The sequence below is a fragment of the Ralstonia edaphi genome (assembly GCF_958350185.1).
GTDB lineage: Bacteria > Pseudomonadota > Gammaproteobacteria > Burkholderiales > Burkholderiaceae > Ralstonia > Ralstonia edaphi.
Genome location: NZ_CATWHI010000001.1, coordinates 148,872 through 175,071, shown reverse-complemented (window position 1 = coordinate 175,071; position 26,200 = coordinate 148,872). Strand labels below are relative to the sequence as shown.

General features: G+C 63.3%; 16 protein-coding genes. 8 read left to right on the top strand and 8 right to left on the bottom strand.

Annotation, left to right across the window (positions count from 1 at the left end; all coding sequences use genetic code 11):
• Positions 1 to 21 precede the first annotated feature (21 nt).
• The 3 genes from R2669_RS00825 to fliD all read left to right on the top strand — a co-directional run bounded on the left by R2669_RS00825 (position 22) and on the right by fliD (position 9,243).
• Positions 22 to 915: a class II glutamine amidotransferase gene (locus R2669_RS00825; RefSeq protein WP_147217081.1), complete on the top strand. Its 894-nt coding sequence runs from the start codon at positions 22 to 24 to the stop codon at positions 913 to 915.
• A 243-nt stretch (positions 916 to 1,158) separates the two neighbouring features.
• The gene (uvrA, locus tag R2669_RS00820; protein ID WP_316897990.1) at positions 1,159 to 7,008 is read left to right on the top strand and encodes an excinuclease ABC subunit UvrA; all 5,850 of its coding nucleotides are present in this window, start codon (positions 1,159 to 1,161) and stop codon (positions 7,006 to 7,008) included.
• A 198-nt stretch (positions 7,009 to 7,206) separates the two neighbouring features.
• A complete protein-coding gene (gene fliD / locus R2669_RS00815; RefSeq protein ID WP_316897989.1) occupies positions 7,207 to 9,243 on the top strand; it encodes a flagellar filament capping protein FliD in 2,037 nt (678 codons plus the stop codon).
• Positions 9,244 to 9,267: 24 nt separating this feature from the next.
• On the opposite strand, the gene R2669_RS00810 is transcribed toward fliD, so the two are convergent.
• The 8 genes from R2669_RS00810 to R2669_RS00775 form a co-directional block, all read right to left on the bottom strand.
• The gene (locus tag R2669_RS00810; protein ID WP_316891132.1) at positions 9,268 to 9,453 is read right to left on the bottom strand and encodes a hypothetical protein; all 186 of its coding nucleotides are present in this window, start codon (positions 9,451 to 9,453) and stop codon (positions 9,268 to 9,270) included.
• Positions 9,454 to 9,526: 73 nt separating this feature from the next.
• A complete protein-coding gene (locus R2669_RS00805; RefSeq protein ID WP_316891131.1) occupies positions 9,527 to 9,757 on the bottom strand; it encodes a hypothetical protein in 231 nt (76 codons plus the stop codon).
• Positions 9,758 to 9,851: 94 nt separating this feature from the next.
• Positions 9,852 to 10,619 carry a DUF3304 domain-containing protein gene (locus R2669_RS00800; RefSeq protein ID WP_316897988.1) on the bottom strand — a complete coding sequence of 256 codons (768 nt, stop codon included), beginning with the start codon at positions 10,617 to 10,619 and terminating at the stop codon, positions 9,852 to 9,854.
• A 10-nt stretch (positions 10,620 to 10,629) separates the two neighbouring features.
• Positions 10,630 to 10,905, bottom strand: a complete 276-nt coding sequence (locus R2669_RS00795; protein WP_316891129.1) for a hypothetical protein — start codon at positions 10,903 to 10,905, stop codon at positions 10,630 to 10,632.
• 114 nt (positions 10,906 to 11,019) lie between these two features.
• Positions 11,020 to 11,880: a hypothetical protein gene (locus tag R2669_RS00790; RefSeq protein WP_316897987.1), complete on the bottom strand. Its 861-nt coding sequence runs from the start codon at positions 11,878 to 11,880 to the stop codon at positions 11,020 to 11,022.
• Positions 11,877 to 14,531: a hypothetical protein gene (locus R2669_RS00785; protein ID WP_316897986.1), complete on the bottom strand. Its 2,655-nt coding sequence runs from the start codon at positions 14,529 to 14,531 to the stop codon at positions 11,877 to 11,879. Before R2669_RS00785 ends, R2669_RS00790 begins: the two co-directional genes overlap by 4 nt.
• 6 nt (positions 14,532 to 14,537) lie before the next feature.
• Positions 14,538 to 17,390 (bottom strand): type VI secretion system Vgr family protein, encoded by a 2,853-nt coding sequence (locus R2669_RS00780; RefSeq protein ID WP_316897985.1) that lies wholly within the window; start codon positions 17,388 to 17,390, stop codon positions 14,538 to 14,540.
• 145 nt (positions 17,391 to 17,535) lie between these two features.
• Entirely contained in the window at positions 17,536 to 18,303 is a 768-nt protein-coding gene (locus tag R2669_RS00775; RefSeq protein ID WP_316897984.1) for a hypothetical protein, read from the bottom strand.
• Between the two features lie 261 nt (positions 18,304 to 18,564).
• Between R2669_RS00775 and R2669_RS00770 the strand changes: the two genes are divergently transcribed.
• Genes R2669_RS00770 through tagF form a run of 5 tightly spaced genes read left to right on the top strand, consistent with a single transcriptional unit; the run spans position 18,565 to position 26,199 of the window.
• Complete coding sequence (locus R2669_RS00770) at positions 18,565 to 19,422, top strand: M15 family metallopeptidase (RefSeq protein WP_316897983.1); 858 nt, start codon at positions 18,565 to 18,567, stop codon at positions 19,420 to 19,422.
• Between the two features lie 25 nt (positions 19,423 to 19,447).
• Positions 19,448 to 19,717, top strand: a complete 270-nt coding sequence (locus R2669_RS00765) for a PAAR domain-containing protein (RefSeq protein WP_316891122.1) — start codon at positions 19,448 to 19,450, stop codon at positions 19,715 to 19,717.
• A gap of 11 nt (positions 19,718 to 19,728) precedes the next feature.
• Entirely contained in the window at positions 19,729 to 21,213 is a 1,485-nt protein-coding gene (locus R2669_RS00760) for a hypothetical protein (RefSeq protein ID WP_316897981.1), read from the top strand.
• A gap of 52 nt (positions 21,214 to 21,265) precedes the next feature.
• Entirely contained in the window at positions 21,266 to 25,207 is a 3,942-nt protein-coding gene (gene tssM / locus R2669_RS00755; RefSeq protein WP_316897980.1) for a type VI secretion system membrane subunit TssM, read from the top strand.
• Positions 25,204 to 26,199 carry a type VI secretion system-associated protein TagF gene (gene tagF / locus R2669_RS00750; RefSeq protein WP_147217114.1) on the top strand — a complete coding sequence of 332 codons (996 nt, stop codon included), beginning with the start codon at positions 25,204 to 25,206 and terminating at the stop codon, positions 26,197 to 26,199. The genes tssM and tagF overlap by 4 nt, the downstream gene beginning before the upstream one ends.
• Position 26,200 lies beyond the last annotated feature (1 nt).

Sequence of the window (26,200 nt, the reverse complement as noted above, 5' to 3'; positions counted from 1 at the left end):
TCCCTTACAGGCAAACGCATCATGTGTCGCTGGCTGGCGTATTCTGGCAATCCCATTCAGATGGAGACAGTGCTGTTCCGGCCGCGGCACTCGTTGATCGACCAAAGTCTGCGCTCCCGCCTCGGCGGCGAGACGACCACCAACGGCGACGGTTTCGGCATCGGCTGGTACGGCCGCTACTCTGAAGTGCCCTTCCGATACCGCTGCCTGCACCCCGCGTGGAACGACACCAACCTGCGTGAAGCCGCCCGCGCCATCCGCTCGTCGATGTTCATCGCCCACGTGCGAGCGGCCACCGACACCCCGGCACAAGAGACCAATTGCCATCCGTTCCGCTACGGCCGGTGGCTTTTTGCGCACAACGGGCTCATCCGCGAATATCCGATGCTGCGCCGCGCGCTGATGATGGAAGTGGCGCCGGAGTTGTTCCGCTGGATCGAGGGTTCGACCGACTCCGAAGTCATGTTTTTCCTGGCGCTGTCGTTCGGGCTCGACCGCGACCCGCGCGGCGCTCTCGAACAAATGGTCGGGCTGATCGAAGACATCGGCCGCCGCCACGGCGTCGAATACCCACTGAACATGACGGTCTGCGCAACGGACGGCGTCCAGATCGTGGCAGCGCGCTATTCCAGCGAGGGCGAATCGCGCTCCCTCTTTCACAGCACATCGTTCAAGCATCTGCACCAGCTCTATCCTGACAGCGCCGCAATTGAAGACGCAGGCGACGGCGCGTTTCTTGTGCTGTCAGAGCCGCTTGTCGACTTGCCTGGCGCCTGGGCCGAGATCCCCGAAGAGACGGTCGTCATCGTCAAGGGTGGCGTGGTCGAGCACCATCGTTTTGTGCCGCGCAAGCCCGGCCCCACGGGCTTCGACCTGCCGGCCAACCAAGCTTCTTACGGGCGCGAGGTAGGCTGACCGCCCAGCCGCGGGGGTGACACAAGCGTCACTCCACTCTTTTTCCTGCTCCGCTGAAACCTCCTGACAAAACGCTGTCAGGAGCCCTGCGTTACGCTCCCGCCCGCGACTCGTTTCGTAGACGAACCGGATCTTCATAATCCGCTACAGTTTACGGCTCGAATTCTGATTGCCGGCGCAGCTGCCAATGGTTCAACCGCGCCGGCATTCCCCCTTACCTCCAAGCTCCAAGGAACGCCCTCCATGTCCTCCGGTGTCATTCGCCTGCGCGGAGCCCGTCAGCACAATCTCAAGAACCTCGATCTGGACCTGCGCACGGGCGAAATGACCGTCGTGACCGGCCCGTCGGGGTCCGGCAAGTCCAGCCTCGTTTTCGACACGCTCTACGCCGAAGGCCAGCGCCGCTACGTCGAGACCTTCAGCGCCTACGCGCGCCAGTTCCTCGACCGCATGGACCGGCCGCAGGTCGAGCACGTCGAAGGCGTGCCGCCCGCCATCGCCATCGACCAGACCAACCCGGTGCGCAGTTCGCGCTCGACGGTCGGCACGATGACGGAGCTGAACGATCACCTGAAGCTGCTGTTTGCGCGCGCCGCCCAGCTGTTCGACCGCGACACGGCGCTGCCGGTGCGGCACGACACACCGGAAACCATCTACGACGAGTTGCTCTCGCGCACGCGCGAGGGCGATCCGCGCCTGGTGGTGACGTTTCCCGTCGAGCTGCCCGCCAATACGAGCCCCGAAGAAGTCACGCAGTGGTTGTCGGTCAGCGGCTATACGCGCGTGCAGGCCGAGCGCGTGGTCGAGTCGTCCACGGGCAAGCGCAAGCTGCTGGACGTGGTGGCCGACCGCTTCCGCCTGCAGGGCACCGAGCGTGCCCGCGCGCTGGAGGCCATCGAGTCGTCGCTCAAGCGCGGTGGCGGACGTGTCAGCGTCTACGTTTTGCCTGCAGAGGAAGGTGCGGAGCCCACGATCTGGCGCTTTTCCACCGGCCTGCACTGCCCCGAAAGCGACCTGCGTTACGCAGACCCGCAACCCGCGCTCTTCTCGTTCAATTCCGCTTACGGCGCGTGCGATGCCTGCCGCGGTTTCGGCCGCGTCATCGGCGTCGATCTGGGGCTGGTGATTCCGGACGAGCGCAAGACCCTGCGCGACGGCGCCATCAAGCCGATGCAGACGCCTGCCTGGAAGGAGTGTCAGGACGATCTGATGCGCTACGCCGCCGCAGCCGACATCCCGCGCGGCACGCCGTGGGCGGAGATGACCGAAGCCCAGCGCAACTGGGTCATCAATGGCGACCCGGCTTTCAAGCGTGGCGGCTGGAACAAGCAGTGGTACGGCGTGCGCCGCTTCTTCGACTACCTGGAGTCGAAGGCGTACAAGATGCACATCCGCGTGCTGCTCTCCAAGTACCGCAGCTACACGACGTGTGAGACCTGCGGCGGTGCACGACTGAAAACCGAGTCGATGCAATGGCGCCTCGGCACCAAGGAAAACGCAGATGCCGTGCTGGCGCCCGAACACCGCTTCATGCCGCGCGGCGTGGCCTGGAACCGCGCCCAGCTCGAAGCCGTGCCCGGGCTGACCGTGCACGACCTGATGCTGCTGCCGATCGAGCGCATCCGCCGTTTCTTCGATGAGCTGACGCTGCCCTCCACCCTGCTCGACGACGCGCTCAAGCTGCTGCTGGACGAGGTGCGCACGCGCCTGGCGTATCTGTGCGACGTCGGTATCGGCTACCTGACGCTGGATCGCCAGAGCCGCACCCTCTCGGGCGGCGAAGTGCAGCGGATCAACCTGACGACGGCGCTCGGCACGTCGCTCGTCAATACGCTCTTCGTGCTGGATGAACCGAGCATCGGCCTGCACCCACGCGATCTGGACCGGATTGTCCAAGCCATGCACCGCCTGCGCGACGCCGGCAACACGCTGGTGGTGGTCGAGCACGATCCTTCGGTGATGTTGGCAGCCGACCGCCTGATCGACATGGGTCCCGGCCCGGGCGAGCGTGGCGGCAACATCGTCTTCGACGGTACGCCGACGTCGATCCGCCAGGCGGACACACTCACGGGCGCGTATCTGTCGGGCCAGCGCCGCGTGGCCGATGCGACCGACTGGCAAGCGCGCCCCGTCAATGACGCCACGCCGCAGCTGGTGCTCGAAGGCGCGGCGGAACACAACCTGCGCGATGTCACGGTCGAAATTCCGCTGCAGCGCCTGGTGTGCGTGACCGGCGTGTCGGGCTCGGGCAAATCGACCTTGATCCAGGATGTGCTGCACCCCGCGCTGGCACGGCACTTCGGCAAGGCAACCGAATCGCCCGGCGCATTCCGCGCACTACGCGGTGCTGATCAGGTCAGCGACGTGGTGTTCGTCGACCAGTCCCCGATCGGCAAGACCGCGCGTTCGAACCCGGCCAGCTACGTTGGCGCGTTCGATGAAATCCGCAAGCTGTTCGCCAAGGCGCCGATGGCGCTGCAGCGCGGCTACACGGCGGGCACGTTCAGCTTCAACTCGGGCGACGGCCGTTGCCCGACCTGCGGCGGCTCGGGTTTCGAGCACGTCGAGATGCAGTTCCTGTCCGACATCTACCTGCGCTGCCCGGATTGCGACGGCACGCGCTATCGCGCCGAAATCCTGGAAGTGAAGCTGCCGCGCGCCGGCCGCGCATTGTCGGTGGCCGATGTGCTGGAACTGACGGTGAGCGAAGCCGCCAGCGTGTTCGCCGATGACGCCGACGTGCTGCGCGTGCTGCAACCGATCGTCGACGTGGGCCTGGAATACGTGAAGCTTGGCCAGCCGGTGCCGACGCTCTCCGGCGGCGAGGCGCAACGCCTGAAGCTGGCGGGCTTCCTGGCCGAAGCCGCACAGGCCGCCCAGGCCGCGGCGCGCAAGCGCGTGAAGCAGGACGTGCCGGCCAACGCAGGCCGCCTGTTCATGTTCGACGAGCCGACCACCGGTCTGCACTTTGACGACATCGCCAAGCTGATGCGCGCGTTCGGCAAGCTGCTCGACGCCGGGCATTCGCTGATCGTGATCGAACACAACCTCGACGTGGTGCGCGCGGCGGATTGGATCATCGACCTCGGCCCCGAAGGCGGCGACGCCGGCGGCCTGCTGGTCTGCGCCGGCACACCTGCGCAGGTCAAAGGCTGCGCTGCATCGCACACCGGCGCCGCGCTCAAACAATACGAAGCCAGCGTCGGCCAGCCGGAAGCCATCGAAGGCGTACCGCTGCAGACAGCACTGGCCGACCGCCGCGCCAAGCGTGCGGCGCTGGCGGAAGTCCAGGGCGAAAACGTCGTGCGCATCGTCCACGCACACGAGCACAACCTCAAGGGCCTGAACGTCGATATTCCGCACGGCAAGTTCAACGTGGTGACGGGCGTGTCGGGTTCAGGCAAGTCGACGCTGGCGTTCGACATCCTCTTCCACGAAGGGCAGCGGCGCTATCTTGAATCGCTCAACGCGTATGCACGTTCGATCGTGCAGCCCGCGGGGCGGCCGGAAGTCGATGCCGTGTACGGCATTCCGCCCACCGTGGCCATCGAGCAGCGCCTGTCGCGCGGCGGCCGCAAGAGCACGGTGGCGACGACGTCCGAGGTGTGGCACTTCCTGCGCCTGCTGTACGTGAAGCTGGGCGTGCAGCACTGCATCCACGACGGCACGCCGGTGTCGGCGCAAAGCCCGGAGGCGATCTTTGCCCAGCTCATGCGCGACCATCGCGGTCAGCACATCGGCCTGCTCGCGCCGCTGGTCGTGAACCGCAAGGGCGTCTACACCGACCTGGCCAAATGGGCCAAGGCGCGCGGCTATACGCATCTGCGCGTCGACGGCGAATTCCTGAGCGTCGACCCATGGCCGCGCCTGGACCGCTTCCGCGAGCACACGCTGGAACTGCCGGTGGGCGACCTTGTTGTCTCGCCGGAAAACGAAGCCGCGCTGCGTGCGCTGCTGGAGCAGGCGCTGGAATACGGCAAGGGCATCATGCACGTGCTCGCGCCGCTCGACGGCCTGCAGCACGCCATGCACAACGGCGGTACGGCGCATGTCGGCAATGTGAAGGTGTTTTCGACCAAGCGGGCGTGCTCGACCTGCGGCACCAGCTACCCCGAGCTGGATCCGCGCATGTTCTCGTACAACAGCAAGCACGGCTGGTGTCCGAGCTGCGTCGGCACCGGGTTGGCGCTCACGCGCGAGCAGCGTGCCGCGTTTGACGACACCGTCCTCGGCGGAGACGATCGCGGCCGCGAGCAGACGCTGCCGTCGGAGGAAGTCGATCCGGAAGGCATGACCGACCTGCCCTGCCCGGACTGCCACGGCACACGCCTGAACCCGACGGCGCGCGCGGTGACCTTTGCCGACAAGCCCATCGTCGACATTGCGCAGTGGACGGTCAGCCAGACCCGCCGCTGGGTCGAAGGCCTGGACCTAACCGGCCGCGACGCCGACATCGCCCGCGACGTGGTGGCCGAGATTCACAGCCGCCTGTCGTTCCTGGAGGAAGTCGGCCTGGGCTACCTGAGCCTGGACCGCGCCGCACCGAGCCTGTCTGGCGGTGAAGCGCAGCGTATTCGCCTGGCGGCGCAACTCGGCAGCAACCTGCAAGGCGTCTGCTACGTGCTGGATGAGCCGACCATCGGCCTGCATCCGCGCGACAACCAGATCCTGCTGGACGCATTGCGCAAGCTGGGCGACAAGGGCAACACGCTGGTGGTGGTTGAGCATGACGAAGACACCATCCGCCGCGCCGACCACATCATCGATATCGGCCCAGGCGCCGGCAAGCGCGGCGGCACGCTCGTCGCGCAAGGTGGGGTGCAGGATCTGGCCGCGCAGCCGGATTCACTCACGGGCCGGTTCCTGTCGCAGCCGATCGAGCATCCGCTGCAGCCGCGCCGCCAGGTGGTTGCTCCCCGTACGGGCGCACAAGCGGTGCCCGAGCAGTGGCTGACGGTGCACGGCGCCAAGCTGCACAACCTGCGCAACGTGACCGCGACGATGCCGCTGTCGCGCCTCGTGGCGATTACGGGCGTGTCGGGCTCGGGCAAATCGACGCTGGCGCGCGATGTGTTGATGACGAACCTGCTCGATGCAGTGGGCCGTTCGGTGCTGTCTTCGCCGGCAACGCGCCGTGCACGCAAGGCCGCGCAGGCTGAGGTGCCTGACACCAAGATGCCGCGCAAGCTCGACGTCAAACACGACTGGCACGGCTGTGACAGCGTCACCGGCTGGGAAACCATCGACCGGGTGCTTGAGGTCGACCAGACGCCCATCGGCAAGACGCCGCGCTCCTGCCCGGCCACGTACATCGGCGTGTGGGACACCATCCGCAAGCTCTTTGCCGACACGTTGGAGGCGCGGGCACGCGGCTACACCGCGTCGCGCTTCTCGTTCAACACCGGCGACGGCCGTTGCCCCGCCTGTGAAGGCCAGGGCGTGCGCACCATCGCCATGAGCTTCCTGCCCGACGTGAAGGTCGGCTGCGACGTCTGCCACGGTCAGCGCTTCAATGCAGAAACGCTGGCCGTCACCTGGCGCGGCAAGAACATCGGCGATGTGCTGACCATGGAGATCGACGAAGCGGTCGAGTTCTTCGGCGCGATGAACAGCATCGCCCACCCGCTGCAGTTGATGAAGGACGTCGGCCTCGGCTACCTGACGCTGGGCCAGCCGTCGCCCACGCTGTCCGGCGGCGAGGCGCAGCGCATCAAGCTTGTCACCGAGTTGTCCAAGGTGCGCGACGACGTGACGCGCCGCGGCCAGAAGGCGCCCCACACGCTGTACGTTTTGGACGAGCCGACCGTGGGCCTGCACATGGCCGACGTGGCCAAGCTGATCCGCGTGCTGCATCGCCTGGCGGACGGCGGCCACAGCGTGATCGTGATCGAACACGACCTCGACGTGATTGCCGAGGCGGATTGGATTCTCGATCTCGGCCCCGAAGGCGGCGACGAAGGCGGCACGATCGTCGCGGCTTGCGGGCCGGAGGCGTTGACGCGCGTGCCGGCGAGCCATACCGGCGCGGCCTTGGTGCCGGTGCTGGCGCGCGGCAAGCAGGTCGATCCGAGCAAGGAAGGCGCGACGGTCTAGCGTGGCGCGCGGCGGTTTCCAGCTTGGTGGAAGCCGCCGGCGCTGCCCCCACAGGCCGATGTGGCGCCGGCAAACCTTTCGCTTTCCTGAGCAAAACGGAACCCAATCGCTGCCGGAGCAGGGTTTGCCCTAAAGAACTGCGCAACGCTGCCGTCACATTGTGGAGATTGTGAAGAAAGCGTTTGCGCGCGTCCGACCATGGCCACTTCGTCCACGAGCAATAACTACATTCCGCCGATCTCCGTTCCGGGTATCGGTACGAACATCGACGTCAACAGCCTTGTCACGAAGCTGATCCAGGCGGAAAGCAAGGGTATGACGCTGCGGCAGACGCAGCAGAAGGCGTTTCAGACGCAGTTGTCGGCGGTCGGCTCGCTCAAAAGCGCGCTGGCGACCTTCCAGACAGCCATGGCGGCCCTGAACAATCCGGACACGTTCACCGGCAACAAGGCCAGCGGGCACGATACGTCGATCCTCACGGCTTCGCTGTCCAACACGGCGCCGGCCGGCACGTATCAAGTCAACGTGACGCAGCTTGCGCAGGCGCAGGTGCTGTCGGCAGCCGGGCAGGCGTCAAGCAAGACGCCCATCGGCGGCGGCACGCCCACCACGCTCACGTTTTCATTCGGCAGTGTCTCGGGCGGCAGCTTTGCCGACGGCAAGTACACCGGCGCCACCTTCACGCAGAACGGCAACCAGGCCGGCGGCTCGATCACCATCGACCCGTCGAACAACACGCTCGCCGGCATCCGCGACGCGATCAACAACGCCAACCTGGGCGTTTCGGCCAGCATCGTCAACGACGGCAGCAATTCGCCCTACCGGCTGGTGCTGACGTCCACCACGGGCGGCGCCAATTCGGAAATGAAGATTGCCGTCTCGGGCGACTCGACACTGCAATCCTTGCTGAGCCACGATCCGGCCGGCACGCAGAACATGAGCGAGGTCGCGACGGGCCGCAACGCCATGGCCACCGTCAACGGCATCAGCGTGCAAAGCGCCACCAATACGCTGACGGACGTGGTAGACGGAACCTCGTTCACGCTGGCCAAGACGGGCAGCACGACGGTCACGGTCGGCAGCGACGCCGGCCAGGCCAGCCAGTCGGTGCTGAACTTCGTCAAGGCGTACAACGCGCTGCGCATCCAGCTCAACGCGTTGACCAAGTTCGACACCGCCAATGCCGCCAACAACGGCGCGCTGGCCGGCGATGTCAGCACCAAGGCGATGATCAACCAGCTGACCGACGTGCTGGGCCAGGGCATCGGCAACGGCGCGTTCCAGTCGCTGGGCAGCATTGGCGTGACGATGGACAAGGAAGGCACGCTGTCGATTGACGACGCGAAGCTCACGGCGGCGCTTAAGAAATCGCCCAGCCAGGTGGCGGCGCTGTTTGCCGGCACGGGCACGGCGACGGATTCGCTATTGAAGGTCTCGTCGTTTTCAACCACCACGCAAGCCGGCAGCTATGCCGTCAACGTGACTCAGCTGGCAACGCAGGGCTCGCTCAAGGGCTCGGCGGCGGCCAACACGACCATCCAGAGCGGCGTGAACGACAGCCTGTCGGTCACGCTCAGCGGCATCACGACCAACATCCAGGTGCCGGCCGGCAGCTACACCGCGTCGAGCCTGGCCGCGCAAATCCAGAGCCAGATCAACGCCTCGCCCGACCTGCAGAGAGCCAAGGTGGAAGTCGCCATCGGCACCGATGCCAACGGCGTGCTGACGCTCACCGACAAGCAATACGGCTCGGTATCGACGGTGTCGGTGTCGGGGAATGGTGCCGCATCGCTGCTGGGCGGCAGCCCAACGGCCACGGCCGGACGGGATGTACAAGGCACCATCAACGGCGCGGCCGCAACGGGTTCGGGCCAGAACCTGTACGGCGCCAGTGGATCGGCCATCGATGGCCTGACGGTGCAAGTGACCGGCGGTGCGTTGGGCGACCGTGGCACCGTCACCGTGCAGCGTGGCTACGCCGCGCAACTGCATACCGTGTCGGGCAACTTGCTGTCGAACAACGGCATGGTGCAGAACGCCACCGACGCCATCAATAGCTCCATCACCTCGCTCGGCAAGCAGATTGATCTGATGCAGAAGCAGCTCGATGCCAAGCAGGCGCTGTATTACACGCAGTTCAATGCGCTGTCGAAGGTGGTGGCGAGTATGACCAATACGAGCAATTACCTGGCGACGCAGTTGGCGATGTTGCAGAAGCAGCGGACGGGGGGGTAAAGGCGCCCTCCCGTAAGTCTTGATCTACCGGCAAACCGCCGGCGTAACTTGCCCACCCTGCGCAATCACCAAATCATTGCCGTTGCCGTCTGTGCCAACGCCCATCGCGGTGTAGGCATACGCAGATTGGTACTGCGTGCCGTCATAGCGGTAGTAGGTCACGTAATGCTCGCCCATGCTGACGCGCGCACTCGTCATAAGATCCGGCATGCCATTGCACGTAGTTTTCAACACGCCAGACGGTCCATCATCGATGTCGAGTAGCGGTTCAAGCTTGGCGCCTCTAACGCGATAGAGCCATTCTGGAGCGTTCACCTGATGCCTTTTCAGTTTCAGTGGCAATTGTTGCGTTGCGAATGCCGGCCGGAGCTCGCAACTCGTAGTAGATGTCGCTGCCCCGTATTTCGATTGTGGCGTTGGTGAGTTGATCGAGCGAAATCGCAACGGCGTCGGCAGCTGATGCGGGGCGCTGGGCCACAACGAAAAACGCTAACGCTGTCGCTATGCGGCGCATGCAACCTGTCGTTTGGAGAGGCAAAGAAGACCGTTCAGCACGAGATATTGGTTGTCCGATTCCGACGGCGGCCGAGCGCACTGCGGTATATGAATCACCCTTGGATATGGTGGTAGCCAGGTGGTGTCGTCGCGTCTCGCTTCACACCGGGCGCGATATCGTCGGGCAAAAGTGGTATCGGCTCTGCCGGCGCTTGAGGGGGTGGCGATGCATTCTTCAACGCGCGCATCTCCTCTTGAAGCCGCGCCCGTCCCGCCGCTTGCGCTCGGGCGCGCTGTTCAGCCTCACGCGCTGCACGTCGGCTTGGCTCAAAATGGAAATCTGCCGGCTTAACAGGGTAAGGTGGCCCAGGATAATTACGCTGGCCCGGCCCCTTATTCGAAATAATGAGCCGGACCTTTCCTTCAGGCAGGAAGTGCACATTCAATGTGTCGGCTTCGTCCTCATACCTGTCGATCGAAACGACAGCCTCGTGCCAGTGCTCCTTCGCAGCATCACCCTCCGCGTTCGGATCAGAACTGGAGGTAGTCCATTTCACCTTGGCGGTTAGGCCGGGGTGCCAATTCTTGGGGTATGCGACGCAACAAACGAAACTTCCACCGCCGCCGTAGGCGAACGAGTTGCCCCCCCAGGTCCCATCCACGTAGAACTGGTGGATGTAGTCGGGCGTGTGGTTGTACGAAGTGATGCTAGCCGTCGCCTCATCATCCGTTGACGCCGCCTTCGACGCGCCAACGGTCAATATGCAAAACGCAATTAAAGCGGTGGCCGCTGCGCCGAAGCATCTCAAGGTTTTCGTAGTGTTTTCTTTGCGGCGGAATCTGCAGCTTGCCCCGGCCGCGTCACGCAGCTCATGTGCCAACAAGCTCCCCTTACTGCTGAGGCTTCCCCCACAACGGATTCCTGCTATCGGAACCTAGCACTTGGGCGAGCACTTCTGCATCGCCATCACGCGCGACTGCGGTGTTCTTGCGTGCACGGGCGACCTTGGTACGCTTGCCCTGCTTCTTTGCGTGCACGGCCTTCTTGATTCCGCTTTGCGGGGCATTGCCTGATGCCGGCTCGGTGGAGGTGTGCTGGGCGCAGATGCCTGCGGTCATCCAGGCGGTGGTCAAGAGGGCTACGGCAAGTTTGTATTGCAGGTTCATTTGAGAATTAGCTGAGATAATCGAGTTACGCAATGAGAAAAGATGCAGATAATTGTCGTCGCATTCAAAAGCAATAAATTCAACCCAACATCAATACGATAACAACAAATTCAATCATTCCATCCTAATTGAATCGAGCATCCTCATGTACTGATTGATATATTGATTATTTTTATACTTATCAATATTCATGAAGCATGTTAACGCTTCCGCAGATCGCCTTCCGTTTCCATGAATTGAGTAAATGCACGATGAATAAAGCGACCGACGCCCAGCAACCTTATCACCAATCCCGTCTATGCGAGCGACCAATAGCTGCGTTCCTTCATTGTTTTTAACAACAACGGGGTTGGCCGGCAGACTATTCCAGAGTCTATTTGGGTACATTTCCTTATTAGCAAAAAGCCCAATTTTCCCCGCACCGACTTGAGGGCTTTCCAATAGGCGCTGCTCGAAACTTTGGCTATCAATGACAATAAATTTCGCATACGAAAAATATTGGTCAAAGGTGTACCCCGGCGTGCCTCTCTTCCGAACCGGAATGCTAACTCCTGCGACCCAATCGAAAGAATCGTGTGCGGTTGAATTCCACTCTGGTGCCTGCCCCGCTGGCCCGTTCGCCTCTCTCCTTTTCTCGCATCCGCCTCCCTCACTGTTCGGCGGAATGGCGAAATAGAACCCACATAGTTTTGCCTCCTCGGTATTCAACGGCGTCCATCCCGCAGTGGGCAAGTTGACGGGATGGGTAGGAAATGGCGTCGAAGACTTTTTACCAATTACGAGTTTCCCACTCTTGATTAATAAAAGCTTGGCTTCTTTGAATCGCTCTGCTTCTGCAACCCACTGAGACACTAACCCCCTGGATTCATCTTGATTGTTAGGGACATATCTGGATGAGGCGGCCTGTTCTGCACAGAAAGCATAGCTGGCGCACAGCGCTGCAAGGAAAAATATAGAGGACTTCCACTGCGTCATTTTTTCCTTCCTTTCTTCTTGGCTGCGTTAGCGTCCTGCTTTTTCTTGGCCGCCTCTTCCTGCTTCCTTTTCTTGGCCTCTTCTTGCTTCCGCTTTTTTTCTGCCTCTTCCGCCTCGTACTCTGCCGATGTATCTGGATTCAGCGGACTGTATTGCTGAAGTTGATCCACCTGATCATTAAGTGCGCGCAAAGCATGGGAGAAATAGGTTCCACGATTGGTTATGTGGTTTACGCCGCCGTTGACTGCTTGCGTTACACCTCTGACAGCCGCAGCAGTCGCCCCACCATCCGCAGCACGCATTGTAGACGGGCGGAAGAAGCTGTAATACCAACCCGAAGAATCGCAAGTCTCAAATGCATTACCCCCAATTAATTCCTGATTTGGGATTATTGTGTAATCTTTTGTTTTTCTGTATTCGCTATAAGCAGAATATTTTTCCAAACCGGTAATCTGAATCAGCCCACGCCCCTTAAAGTTCTCAGCGTCATCCGCGTTTCTATTTCCGTTCTTCTTATCGTAATCGTGATCAAGGAAGTATTGCCTGTCCCCGTTTTCAACCACGTCAGTCAGCAACCCCGTTTCCTGAGAGATCTGCCCCCAAAAATGGGCTTTGCGTGAAATATCGGCAATACCGTACTTCACAAACGTCCAGTTCAAGTTGCGCCACAGATCAGGAGGCGACGTTTTGGCAGTACTTGGCCCGCGACCAGCCTCATTATTGCCGCTGATCAATCTTGCACGCATGTCCGACCACAGGGTCACCACGGTGGTAGGTTTTGTGCCAGGTTTATCGTCCGTCCACTCATGCTTCAACGGAGTCAGTTGAGCCATTTCTTCCAACGTCAGCCAGTTCGCCTTCCGGAACTGTTTGACGAACTGCAATGGGTGGAAGAACCACAGCGTGGAACTGTTGATGCCATGCCCGGCCAATGCCGCCTTGATGTCATCCCAGAATTGAAATTTCTTAGCAAAAGACAAAAACGCCTGATATTCGGATTCTTTGCCATAGAACGCCCCCCCTTTTTGCTTCAAGTCCGAGTAACGGCTGTCATTATGGCTGGCGTCCCACTCGGATGGTGCTTTGCAAATCAAGTGCCTAAGCCATTGCCTGATCTCTGGATGGCTCGTCAAATACTGCGCCATCTCGTCTTCAGACGTCCGCCCATCATGGTCTGTGTCGGCATCCGCTAAGAGCTTTGTTAGATAAGCGACATCGACTTTACCATCGACGTTTGCCTGCTCCTCCTTCACCCGCCTCCAGCCATTAAAGTGCGGGAAATCTGCATCTGAGAACTTTAGGATCGCACTCTGTGCAAGATCTATGTAACCAATGTCCTCTGTGCCCGCCCCAAAGGGGACTGCCAACCAGCAATCGGCTGCGCTGGACTGCGGTTGATCTACGCCAACGATTCGGCCAAAGCGCAAAAGATCGGCGCCGGCGCTCATGCATCCTGAGTACATGCGCTTTGCACGTTGGTACAGATCGTACTCGTAGTCCTTCATCTCGAAGGCTTGCGTGTTGCTGACTAGTGGAACGTATCGTTTTCCTACCGGCCCCGCCTCCTCCTTGAGAACCCGAAAATATCGAGAGCCCTTGTGATACCACATCTCAACTACCAGAGGAGAAGTATTCACGCCCGCTTTTTTATTAGGGAAAAAAACCGAATTTAGTCCCCGGCTGTCGTAATACTGCCCCGTTGGAGCCTTCTTTTTTCCGACAACCTCTTCTTTGATTGTCTTGTCTGTTTTCCCAATGAACCCGTGTGTAGCTCTACTGGGAGTAGCGACGAACGCTGTTCCGGCAGGAATGTAGAAATACAATTTTCCCCAGGGTAGCCGTTCCGATGACTTCTTTTGCGCGACAAGACTCTCCGTATCCGGCAGTTGTTTGAGCTGCTCTTCCGTTGTGAAAATTTCCACTTGCACTTGGCTGCCGCCGTACATTTTCCCTGGATAACCGATGATCTCGCGACGATAGATACGAGGCGCTTTTGCCGGGTCAGCGAACATCATCAATTGATCGGCGGCAATCGTCCGCAGTGGCCGAGCAAAACCATCTTCATTGGGGCCGCGACGTACGCCCGTCGCCTTCTCCGCCTCTGCGCTGGCCAAATGCATATACAACGAGAAGTAGGTGAACTTGATAGGCTCAAGCTTCGCCTCTTGGCCATTCACCGCAGGAATCAGCTTCGCACCAATCTCTGTATCATGCCTCAGCAAAACAAAACCGCGTTCACATGCGGAGCCATGTGGGTCTTTAAGTGGCTCTTTAGGATAGAGCGCGGCCACCAAAGTACCATCAGCGACTGCACGGATGGCTTGCAGAGTATTGCTAATCGATAGATGAATTCCGCCATGCCACCTACGATCAAAGCTGATCGGATAGGTACCGTGCATCGCCTGCTGCTCCATGGCAATGGCGTCGGCCTCGCTCAGTGGTCGGTTGGGCACATTTATTGGGGCGGGCTGGTCGATCAATTCTTTTGCGAACTCATCGTCCTCAGTCTCGGAAAGCTCCCCCGGACGGTCCTCAATGCGATCCTTCGATTGATCGCTTTTAGGAAGGACTGCAGGTTTCCAGTCTTTCTGGCCGACAAATGCTTCTCCAGCCTCCTTACCTTGGGGCAGGATAGGGTACGAAATTAGCATGGCTTTCTATAGAGAGAAGCGGTAAGTGCCGGGCAAGTTGATCTCGGAGGTCGGGCTTGCCGGCAACGGATACGGTTGATTGACAGGCCCCTGAAACACCCGCTGCGCCGCCTTATACGTAATCGCCCCCGCACACTCCACGGTGATATTCCCCCCTTCCAGCGTGATCGACGCCCCGCCGGCCGTGGCGATGCGGATGCGCTTGGCGGCCGCAAAATCCACGTTCATATTGGCCGACACCAGCTTCAGGTCCTGCTTGGCCATCAGCTTGAGCACGTCGTGCTGGGCTTGCACGTCGATGTTGTCTTGCCCCGCCGTGAGCTGCAGGCCGATGTTGTTGTCGCCCGCCTTGGACAAACCTGCAGCCACGCCGATCGCCTGGCCGGCGTGCATGCGTGCCTGCTTGCCGACGGCGAGGTTGGTGTCTTGGCCGCTGCCCAGCGCGATGCTTTCGCCATTGGCGAGCTGCAGGTCTTGCCCCGCCACCATGACGAGGCCCGCGCGGCCCGCCAGGTGGGCAATGGCCTCGCCCTGATGCGGCACCTTGCCTTGCGTGGCGGTGTTGCCGGCGCTGGCGTCCTGCTTGGCGGCGTCGAGCGCTTTGCCGTCGACCATGCCGGCCACCGCCTTGGCTTGCTTGGCCAGCGGGGCATCGTCGTTCTTGGCGGTGTCGAGTGCGGCGGTCTGATGCGTGACGGCCCCTTGCCCGAGCGATGACGTCAGTTCCTTCGCCTGCTTGATCAGTGCAATGCCTGCGGCGTTGTCACCGGTGGGCACGGCTTTGCCGCTGCTGGCATCGCGGTAGGTGGTCAGCAGCAAGCCCGCCTGGCCGCGCACGGCGGCGTGGCCATCGGTGCGCAGCTCGAAGCCCTGGCCACGGAAACTGCCGCGCCGGTTGTCTTGCTGATGGACGAGATGCCCGAGGTTGAGCTGGCTGAATTGCTGCGTGGTGGCGAGCTGCGTGCGCAACTGGCCGTCGCTGTCGTCAAAGACGAGGTGGTTGTAGCCGCTGCCGCCGTGTTCCGCGCTCTTGAAGCCGGTGTGGGCGGCGGCGTTGCGGTGGCCTTCGGCTTCGGTGCCCATGCCATGCCAGGCGGGGCTGTGGCCGCCGGCCACGTTGCCTTGCGCACTCGCGGCGCTGTCGCTGCCTTGCTTGTAGAGGGCCGTGCCGTCGCTTTGGTCGGATGCGCCCTGCCCGCCCGGCGTTGGCGCGATGCCTGCCTCGCCCTGGCCGTTGTACAGCGAGCCGATCACGACGGGCTGGTCGATGTCGTCTTCGCTGAACTTGACGAGCACTTCCTGCCCGATGCGCGGCAGCCATTGCCAGCCCATGCCGGAGCCGGCCTGCCGCTGCGCGACGCGTACCCAGCGGCTGCTGCGGTCATCCGCGCGCTCGCCCTGTTGCCACGGAAAGCGCACGCGGATTTCGCCTGCGGGGCTGGCATGATGCTCGCCGTCTCCGCCGGCTTGGGTCTGGCCGTCCGGGCCGACCACGATGGCGCTGTGCACGCCTTGCGCGGTGGGTGCCGCGTAGAGACGGCCGCAATCGGGTTCGGTCACAGCCGGGCGCCAGGGCCTGCGTGCGTCGCTGGCGCGGAACATTCCGGCGTAGCCGTGCGTGCGTGCGGCCTTGAGCAGATCGCCTGACGGAGCGTTGCGCTCGACGGGGCCTTCTGCTTCCTGGAAACCAAAAACGCCCGGGCCGGATTCCGGCGCGCTGGGCGGCGTATCGAATTCCAGCGCGGCATCCAGCCCGCCCAAACGCTGGCTGAGCGCGTTGTGCGTATCGACGGTCAGGTTGTTGATGCCGCAGTGCTCGACCAGATCCATCAACAGCGGATAGGCGCCTTCCACGTCTTGCGGCAGGTGCGGGCAATCCACCACCTGGAGGCGCGTCCCGCTGCGCAGCGTGCGCACGGTGCCGCGCCCGGAAAACAACAGCGCGCGCACTTCCAGGCTTTCCATGACCTGCTCGGCAACGCGCTGGGCATTGGCGGAATCGGGCGCGAGCGATGGGCTGATCGACAGATACGCATCCGGGCTGCCCGTGCTGGTGGCGAAGCGTGCAGGCGCGTGGGCGCGAGCGTTCTGCTTGCCTTCCGGGTCCCACGCGGCCACCGCCACGCCGCCCACCGTCGTGCGGCTGTGGCAGGCAAGTTGCTGGATGGCGTCGCGCTCTTCCAGGCTGTGCGCGCGGTGAAAACGGATACCGCCTGCCGATGCGGACTCCGCATCTTCCGGCAGCTGCGTGCTGTCGGCAAAAATCACCAGCGTGTGGCCGCCGTGCGCCTGGTCGTCTTCCACCGTGGTGAAGCCGAGCCCCGCTTCGGCCAGCAGCCGCGTGACGAAGTGGTAGTCGGTCTCGCGAAACTGGGCGATGTGCGCGCGTGTACCGAAATCGCTCATGCGCGCTTCGGCACCGGCCGCGTAGCGCCACGAGGCATACGGCTCGTATGGCGACAGCATCTGCTCAAAAATGTCGGCGAGCGGCCGATTCTGGAACACCTGGCTGTGGCGCTGCTGCGTGGTCAGCCAGAACCACGGCACCACGGTCAGGCGATAGCGCGTGAGGCTGCCGTCCGCGCCAAGCTTCTCGGCCAGACGGATCAAGCCCGTGCGCTTGCCCTGCGTACCGTCTGCCAGCGTCGTAACCAGCGTGACGCGCTGGCCCAGCAACGATTTGAGTGCGATGCGCGCATTGGCGCTGACAGCCACCACGCGCCATTCAAACAGCTCGGAGAGCGCCTCGCGACCGAGCCAGGCTTCCACCGCGAGCTCCGCAAGCGGCCCCTCGCCTTCCAGCGTGTACAGGCGGCGTGTGGGTGCGAAGAGGTTCTGAAGGAGGGTCGTGGCGTCCATTCGCTGTCCGATGCTGCAACGCGTGGCGTATCACGGAGCGATTTCGTGAAACCAGCGCGGGCATTTACGAGGCAGCGCAATGTCGGGCATTGCAGCCGCCTCCGCTCAATCACCCGGTTGTAAAAACAACCGGGCAGCCGGGCGGCTATTGCCCTTTGTAAGTGGTTGAATTGGCGGCCTTATTGGCAGCATTCTGCGGCGCAAGCAATGCGGCCAGCAGATCGGCGTCAGGATCATCGGGCGCCAATGTGCCTTTTCGGTTCTTGGCGGATTTGGCCGCGGATTGCGCCTTCGGCTTTGACGGCTGCTGCAGCGCCTTAAATGGCGTATTCGTCGATTTCGCCACGAGCTTGGCGGTTGCCGTCTTGCCTTCGTCGGTATCGGCGGAGGTGCTGCTGGACTTTGCCGCCACGACATGCGCGGGTGGCGCCTGGTCATGCGGCTCCTTGGCAGGCACGCTCGCGACCGGCGCCTTGTCGACCTTCTCGACCTTCTCGCTTGCGTGGTCTTCGCCCGGCGCGACATTGACGATGGTGGCGGCTTGCGCTTGCGCTGCAGGCTCGCTTGCGGAGGCAACCGGCGCCGCAGCGGCCGTGTGAGCGGTTTCCGCGCCGGCAGCCTGCGTGGATGCAGGCGGTTGCGCGGCCGCTGGCGCGGCCTGCTCTGCCACCTGCGGGGGCGCAGATTCGCCGCTGGGGTTCAGCAGCATCCACGCGCCGATACCGGCGGCGAGCACGACCACCGCCGCCGCAACGCCATAGCGCTGCCCGGACTTCTTCGGTGCCTTGCCGCCGGCCGCGACGCGGCCTTCCAGACTCGCCAGAATGCGCGTATGTCCGGCCTCATCGGTCTCGGATTCAGAATTGAAGAGCGTTGGGGGCCCTTCTTGTTTCAAATCGCCGTTATTACTCATCACGGGTCCAGAATTGAAATAGAATGCGCGGCGAACGTATGCATTACAAACAAGCGCCGATTCCGGTGGTGGCTGCTGATTCTAAGTCTGGCCTTGCTGAAAGACAAATGATTGGCGCAGGTTGCGGTATTTTCTTTATCGTTTCTTAATATTCCCGCGTAGCGAGCGCTCGATTATTACCGTTTATTAATAATTTAGCATTGTAAATACAGATATAAATCTGGATGAATTGACGTAGGCGCCCACGCTCCGCAGGTCGGTATGGTTTTTGTCGCTCTTGTTCTCTACTTCGTTGCCATGGTGGTGGTCGCTGCCGTGCTGCTGCTGCCGTCGGTACGGCAGCGCTGCGTGGCGTTGCTGCGTGCGCAGTGGCAGCGCGTGAGCGCGGGGGCTGCGGTGGTGGGCGCGCGCTCGGCAGGGTCGCTGCGCGAGTCGGTGGACAACGCAACGTCCGGGGTATCGGCGTTCAAACAGTTCGTGGTACGGCGGCGGATGCTGCTGCTCGGTGCGCTGGGCGTGCTGTCGGTGCCGCCCATGCTGGCGCTGGCGCTGCGCGAGCAGCAGTCGTTCGAGTTCGATGACGACCAGGTGCGCGAGCCGGATCCGCACATCTCGGCGCTGCTCAATGGTGAACGGCTGATCCCGCCGCCGCCCCTGCCGCCCGAGGTGTTCACCACGCGTGAAGTCGAGCAGATCCGCCCGGCCATCCGCGATGCGAGCCGCGACTGGAACCTGCTCGACGCGGATTTCCGTCAGCGCCTGCTGCTGGTCTACAAGATCATGCGCGACGAACACGGTTACGAGATGGCGCTGCTCGAAGGCTACCGGAGCCCCGAGCGGCAAGTGAAGCTGGCGGCGATGGGCAGCAATGTCACGCAGGCCACGGCGTTCCAGAGCTATCACCAGTACGGCCTGGCGGCAGACAGCGCGTTCTTCCGCGAGGGCAAGCTGGTCATCAGCGAGAAAGACCCGTGGGCGATGCGCGGCTACGAGCTGTACGGCCAGACAGCGGAATCGGTGGGCCTCGTGTGGGGCGGCCGCTGGAAGATGATGGATCTGGGCCACGTCGAGCTGCGCCGCAAGGGCGTGCTCGGCAAGCAGCCCGCACCAAGGCAATGACGATAGGACACATGGGGAGCATGCAATGACACGGCCCTTCATCCTGCTGGGTGACAAGACCGACCACGGCGGCGTGGTGATCACCGCATCGGGCAACACAACCACCGGCGGCAAGGGCATTGCCTGCGTGGGTGACAAGGTGACCTGCCCGAAGAACGGCCACGGCGGCACGACCGTCATCGTGACGGGCGACCCGAACGTCATCATCGACGGCAAGCAGGCGGCGCGCCACGGCGACAAAACCGCCTGCGGCGCCACCCTCCTGTCCAGCCAGGGCAACACCGGCAGCATCTGAACGCGCACGACATGGTTGCAAGACTCTTCCGGTCCGGGCTGACGCTGCTCGCTGTCTTCGTGGTGGTGTGGATTGCCGTCATCGTGTGGTGGCAGTCGGCCAACCGCATGCCGACCACCGGCGACATCCTGACCTACCTGCTGTTGCTGCCGGTGGGCATGATCGTCGGCTATTGGGTCATCAAGCGCGCGCTGGATGGCATCCGCTCGAATGTCGTGGCGGGCCGTGAGCTGGCGGCTGCCACGCCGGCCGCAACAGGCACCGACGCGAAGGCCGACGATCCGCAAGACGCCACGCGCCAATGGCGCGCCGTGCTGCTCGCCAGCGCCCTGCGTGCGCCCGTCGGAGGCGATGCCGCTTCAGTGATGGAGGCCGTGCAGGCCAATACGCAGCCCGGATTGACCGATGTGCAAGGCTTCGGCCAGCCGATCTTTGCTGCGCAAGTGGAAGGCATCGACATCGAAGACCTGCGTGCCGAACTGGCCGAGCAACATCCCGATGTCGACTGGCTGGACGAACGCCTGCGCGCCCTGTCTCTGGCCGGCCAGGTGGCCGAAGAACTCGCCGCACACGCCGTTGCGCACGCCCCGGAAACGACCGAGCCGGACACCACGCGGCTGATCATCACCGCACTGCTCCCGCGCGAGTGGACACCGCAGCATCAAGCCGCCGCCGATGGCTGGCTGCGCCAACGCATCGCGTTGATCTGGCCAGCAGACCGTTTGACGCTGGAGCCCATCACCGCCAAAGGCGATGCCGATGCGCTGCTGCTGGTCGATCGCGCCACGCAAGGCGTCAACCGCGCCAGCGACGAGCGCGTGCTGCGCATGGTAGTGGTGGCGGATTCGCTGGTGGGCCCAAGCGCGGTCGAACAACTGATGCAGCACGAGCAATTGTTCGAAGCCAATCGCCAGCATGGCCGCGTGCCGGGCGAAGCCGCTGCTGGCGTGCTGCTGTGCGCACCGCTCATGGCGCAGAGCATGCAGCCGGCCGCACTGGACGGTGCTCCCGCTACAACCGAGACGTTCACGATCACGCGCGCCGGCGTGGCGCGCCTGGAATCGCCGACGCCCGATCGCGGCCAGCCGCAACTGCAGGCACTGGGCGACGCCGTGGGCCACGTGCTCGACACCTTGGCCGCCGCACCGGTCAAGGCCAAGCAGGACGCGGCACCCGCTGAGAAGGCCGAAACCGCAGAGGGCGATTCGGCTGCCGAACCCATCACCGTTGCCGGCGTCGTTTCAGACACCGGCATGCACCCCGTGCGCACCGTCGAGGTGGCACGCGTGTTTTCCGAACGTTTCCCCACGCTGGACCTGGCCGCAGATCTGCTGCCCGTTGGCACACCGTGCGGCTATGTGGGCGCTGCGGGCCCACTGCTATCCGTGGTGGTGGCGCACCAGTTGAGCCAGCAGACCGGCAAGCCGGTGCTGGCCATTACCGCCAACGACATCCAGCAGCGCGGCGCCATCGCGGTGGTGCCCAGCCTGACCTGACCTTGTTCCAGATTTCGATTCCGATTCCGTCTGTTCCCGAGCCGAAGGCAACATGCAACGCTTCCTGAACTTCCTGACCAACTCACGCACGCTGTCGATTCTTGGCGTGATCGTGCTGACCATCTTCCTGCTGCTGATGGCGCAGACCTTCGAGGTTGGCCTGGTCTGGGTCGGCATCGCGCTGGGCGTGCTGCTCGCGCTGTGGCTGCTGACGTATCTCTGGAAGCGCTGGCGCGCGCGTCAGGCCAGCAACAAGCTGGAAGGCGTGCTGGAACAGGCCGCCGCTGACAAGACCGCCACGCCAGACAAGCGCGAAGAAGTGGAAGCCCTGCGCGTGCGCCTGGCCGAGGCCGTCAAGACCATCAAGCGCTCCAAGCTCGGGCAGATGTCAGGCAGCGCGGCGCTGTACGAGCTGCCCTGGTACATCGTGATCGGCAACCCGGCGGCGGGCAAAAGCACGGCCGTGCTCAATTCCGGCTTGCAGTTTCCGTTTGCCGACAAGGGCGGCGCGGTCATCCAGGGCATCGGCGGCACGCGTAACTGCGACTGGTTCTTCACCACCGAAGGCATCCTGCTCGACACGGCCGGCCGTTACTCCGTGCACGAAGAAGACCGTCGCGAGTGGCTCGGCTTCCTCGACCTCCTCAAACGCTATCGCCCCAAGGCGCCCATCAACGGCATCGTCGTGACGGTGAGCGTGTCGGAACTCACGCAAAACCGCCCCGAATTCGCCATCAACCTGGCCAAGAACCTGCGCCAGCGCGTGCAGGAATTGACCGAACGCCTGGAAGTGTTTGCCCCGGTGTACGTCATGTTCACCAAGGCCGACCTGATCACCGGCTTTACCGAATTCTTTGGCGACAGCGAGAAGCAGGAGCGCGACCGCGTCTGGGGCGCCACCCTGCCCTTCGAGCCCGATTCGAAGCCCGACGTGGCCGCCGTGTTCGACCAGCGCTTTGACGAGCTGTGCGACGGGCTGAAGGAGATCAGCGTGGCGCAGATCGCGCTGCACCGGAACAACAAGCTCTCGCCGGGGCTGCTGAGCTTCCCGCTGGAATTTGCGTCGATCAAGCCGACGCTGCGTGCGTTCCTGATGACGCTGTTCGATGAGAACCCGTTCCAGTACAAGCCGGTATTCCGCGGTTTCTACTTCACCAGCGCACTGCAGGAAGGCGCCACCAACAGCGTGTCGGCCGAGCGCATTGCGCGACGCTTTGGCCTGTCGACCGACGGCGCCGCACGCACCCGCGAGGTGTTCTCCAAGAACGGCTTCTTCCTGCGCGACCTGTTCTCGAAGGTGATCTTTGCCGACAAGCAGACCGTGCGGCAATTCGCCAGCCCCGCGAAGACGCGCGTGCGCATCGCTACCTTCTTTGCACTGGTGCTGGCGCTGGGCGTGATGCTCGGCGGCTGGACATGGTCGTACATGGGCAACCGCACGCTGACGGCCAACGTGCAGGCTGACCTCGACAAGATCGTGAAGATGCAGCAGAACCGGGTGGACCTGCAGGCCCGCCTGGAGGCGCTCGACATCCTGCAAGACCGGATCGAACAGCTCGACCGGTATCGCAACGACCATCCCCTCGCGCTGTCGCTGGGCCTGTACCAGGGCGACACGCTGCAGCACAAGCTGCTCGACGAGTACTACAACGGCCTGCGCCAGGTCATGCTCAAGCCGGTGGGCGGCGCGATCGAAACCTTCCTGGCAGAGGTCAACGCGCATCCGGATCAGCTCGCCCCGATGGTGCGTCCGCCGGAAACCGGCGCAGTGATGACCACGTCCGTGACGACGGCTACCGCCACGCTGGGTGGTGCGTCGGCTGCAGCAGCCGGCGCGCCTGCCGCGCCAAACCAGGCTACGGCGTCGACCGGGGCCAAGCGCTACACCGATGCCTCGCCCACCAACGTGGAAGACGGCTACAACGCGCTCAAGACCTACCTGATGCTGTCGGACAAGCGCCACGTGGAAGTCGCGCACCTGACCGATCAAGTGACGCGTTTCTGGCGCGGCTGGCTGGAAGACAACCGCGGCAACATGCCGCGCGAGCAGATGATCCGCTCGGCGGAGCGCAACCTGTCGTTCTTCCTGGCCCGCGTGAACGACGACAACTGGCCGCTGCTGGAAGGCAACCTCTCGCTGGTCGACCAGACGCGTGAGAACCTGCGCCGCGTGGTGCGCGGCATGCCCGCACGCGAACGCGCGTACGCGGAAATCAAGGCACGCGCCTCCACGCGCTACGCCCCGATGACCGTCGCACGCATCGTCGGCGATACGGGTGCCGGGCTGGTTGCGGGCAGCTACGCGGTGCCCGGCACGTTCACCAAGGAAGCGTGGTTCGGCTACGTGCAGCCCGCCATCAAGGAAGCGGCCAACAAGGAACTGCAGACGAAGGACTGGGTGCTGAACGTTGCCGCACGCGACGACCTCACGCTGGAAGGCAGCCCCGAGCAGATCCAGAAGGCGCTGGTCACGATGTACAAGACCGAATACGCGCGCGAATGGCAACGCTTCATGCAGGGCGTGGCGATCCAGGATTTCACCAGCTTCGATCAGGCCGTCACCGGCATGAACCTGCTGGGCGACCCGACCAACTCGCCGATCCGCAAGGTGCTCGACACCGCGTATGACCAGACGTCGTGGGACAACCCGTCGATGTTCAACGCCGGCCTGAAGCAGGCCAAGACCGGCGTGCTCGGCTGGTTCAAGCAGCTGTTTGCGCGCCAGACGCCGTCGCAGGTGAACGTCAACCTGGAGGTGGGCGGCAATGCTGAAGCCGGCGCCATTCCGATGGGCCCGGTGGGCAAGGAGTTCTCGGGGCTGGCACGCGTGGTGGTCATGCGCGACGACAAGTCGCTGCTGCGCGGCTACATGGATTCGCTGTCCAAGGTGCGCACGCGCTTCAACCAGATCAAGAACCAGGGCGACCCGGGGCCGGGTGCGCGCCAATTGATGCAGCAGACGCTGGACGGCAACGGCTCGGAGCTGGCCGACACGCTCAAGTACGTGGATGAGCAGATGCTGACCGGCATGACCGACAGCGAGCGCGCGACGCTGCGTCCGCTGCTGGTGCGTCCGCTGCTGCAGTCGTATGCGGTGGCGATTCGCCCGGCCACGACGGAAGTCAACAAGGTGTGGAACGCGCAGGTGTATCAGCCGTTCGCCACCACGCTGGCCGACAAGTACCCGTTTGCGCCCAATGCCAAGATCGAGGCCAGCGCGGCCGAGATCGGCCAGGTGTTCGGCCCGGACGGCGCGATCGCGAAGTTCGCCAGCACGACGATCGGTCCGCTGTCGGTGCGACGTGGCGACATGATCGCCTCCCGCACGTGGGGCGACCTGGGCATCGCGTTTGTGCCCGAGTTCACCACGGGCTTCACACGCTGGATCGCGCCGCTCACGGGTGGTGCTGCCGGCGGTGCTGGCGGTGCGGCAGCCGCGGCGCCGCAGACGGTATTCCAGATCCTGCCGGTGCCGTCGCAAGGCGCCACCGAATACACGATCGAGATCGACGGGCAGCAACTGCGCTATCGCAACACGCCGCCGCAGTGGGCCAACTTCGTGTGGCCGAATCCGCAGGGCACGCCAGGTGCGCGCGTGACGGCCACCACCTTTGACGGCCGCACGGTGGAACTGCTCAACGAGCCGGGCCGCTTCGGCCTGGAGCGCCTGATTGCGACGGCGCAACGCAAGCGTCGTCCGGATGGCGCATTCGATCTGTCCTGGACGAAGGACAACCTGACGGTATCGATCAGCCTGCGCATCATCAGCAGCCCGCAGACCGGCGGCACCACCGCATCCGATTCGCCGCAAGGCCAGGGCCTGCGCGGCTTGCGTCTGCCGACGTCGATTGCCGATGCATCGGCACCGCAGAACACCCTGACGCCGCCCGCCCCGGCAGCGCCAACAGGCACGCCGCCTGCGGCCCAAGCCGCGGTGTCCACGCAGGCCGCACGCCACAACATCACGGAAGAGCAAGGAGGGACGGCGCAATGAGCCAGACCCAGTTGCAGCTTTCGTACTTCGGCAAGCTTCCGTCGCGCGGCGATTTCGTCAAAAGCGCCAACAACGTCCAGCTGCTCGACACGCTCGACCGCTGGCTGGCGCAAGGCATGGAATTGCTGGCCGAAGCCCCTGACTGGAAGACGACCTACGACAATTGGAAGCCGGTGCAGTTTGCGTTTCTCGGCTCGCAGAGCAAGCTCGCCATTGCGGGCACGCTCATGGCCAGCAGCGATCTGTCGTCGCGCCGCTTTCCGTTCCTGACGGCTGCGGCGATGGAAGTCGATCGCCCGATCAATTTCATCGCCCGCAGCCCGATTGCGCTGGCCCGCCTGTGGACGCGCGCCGGCCAGCAGATGCTTTCGCTCGGCACCGCGACCGACGCCACTGAAGGCCTGCGCCTGCTGGCCGAAGGGCAACACGGCGTAGAGACCGGCACGGGCGGCACAAGCACGCAGTCGCACGACGCGAGCTTTTCGGATTTCATCGACTTCCAGACCGTTGCCGGCCTTGAGCAAATGCTGCGCTCGGAGGGCCACAACATCCGTCTGCGCCGCACGTTGCTGGCGCTCGGCACCCTGCTGCAACCTGTGATGGCCAATGGCTCGTCGCGGCTTGAGAAAGGCCTCACGCTGCCGCTGCCAGCAGACCCGCTCTATCGCAGCCTGGTGGCGAGTTTCTGGCTGGAGCTGGTGTCGCGCTTCCTGCAGCGGGCGGACTTCGAGCTCTCGCTGTTCCTGGGCGATATCAACGGCGCGGAGAGGCTGGTCATCGGCTTCAACGGCGCCTCGTCGCGCACGTTGCACAGCGTCATGTCGCCGCTGGCGTATGCCGAACAGAACATCAACATCGACGATCCGGAGTGGGTCGACCAGCACGTCAGCGGAGAGTACGGCTTGGCCAAGTTCGTGAGTTACCTGGATCAACCGCAGTTGTCGCTGCGCGTGGCGGTCGATACCTTCCGCGAAGTCTTCATCGGAGAATGAA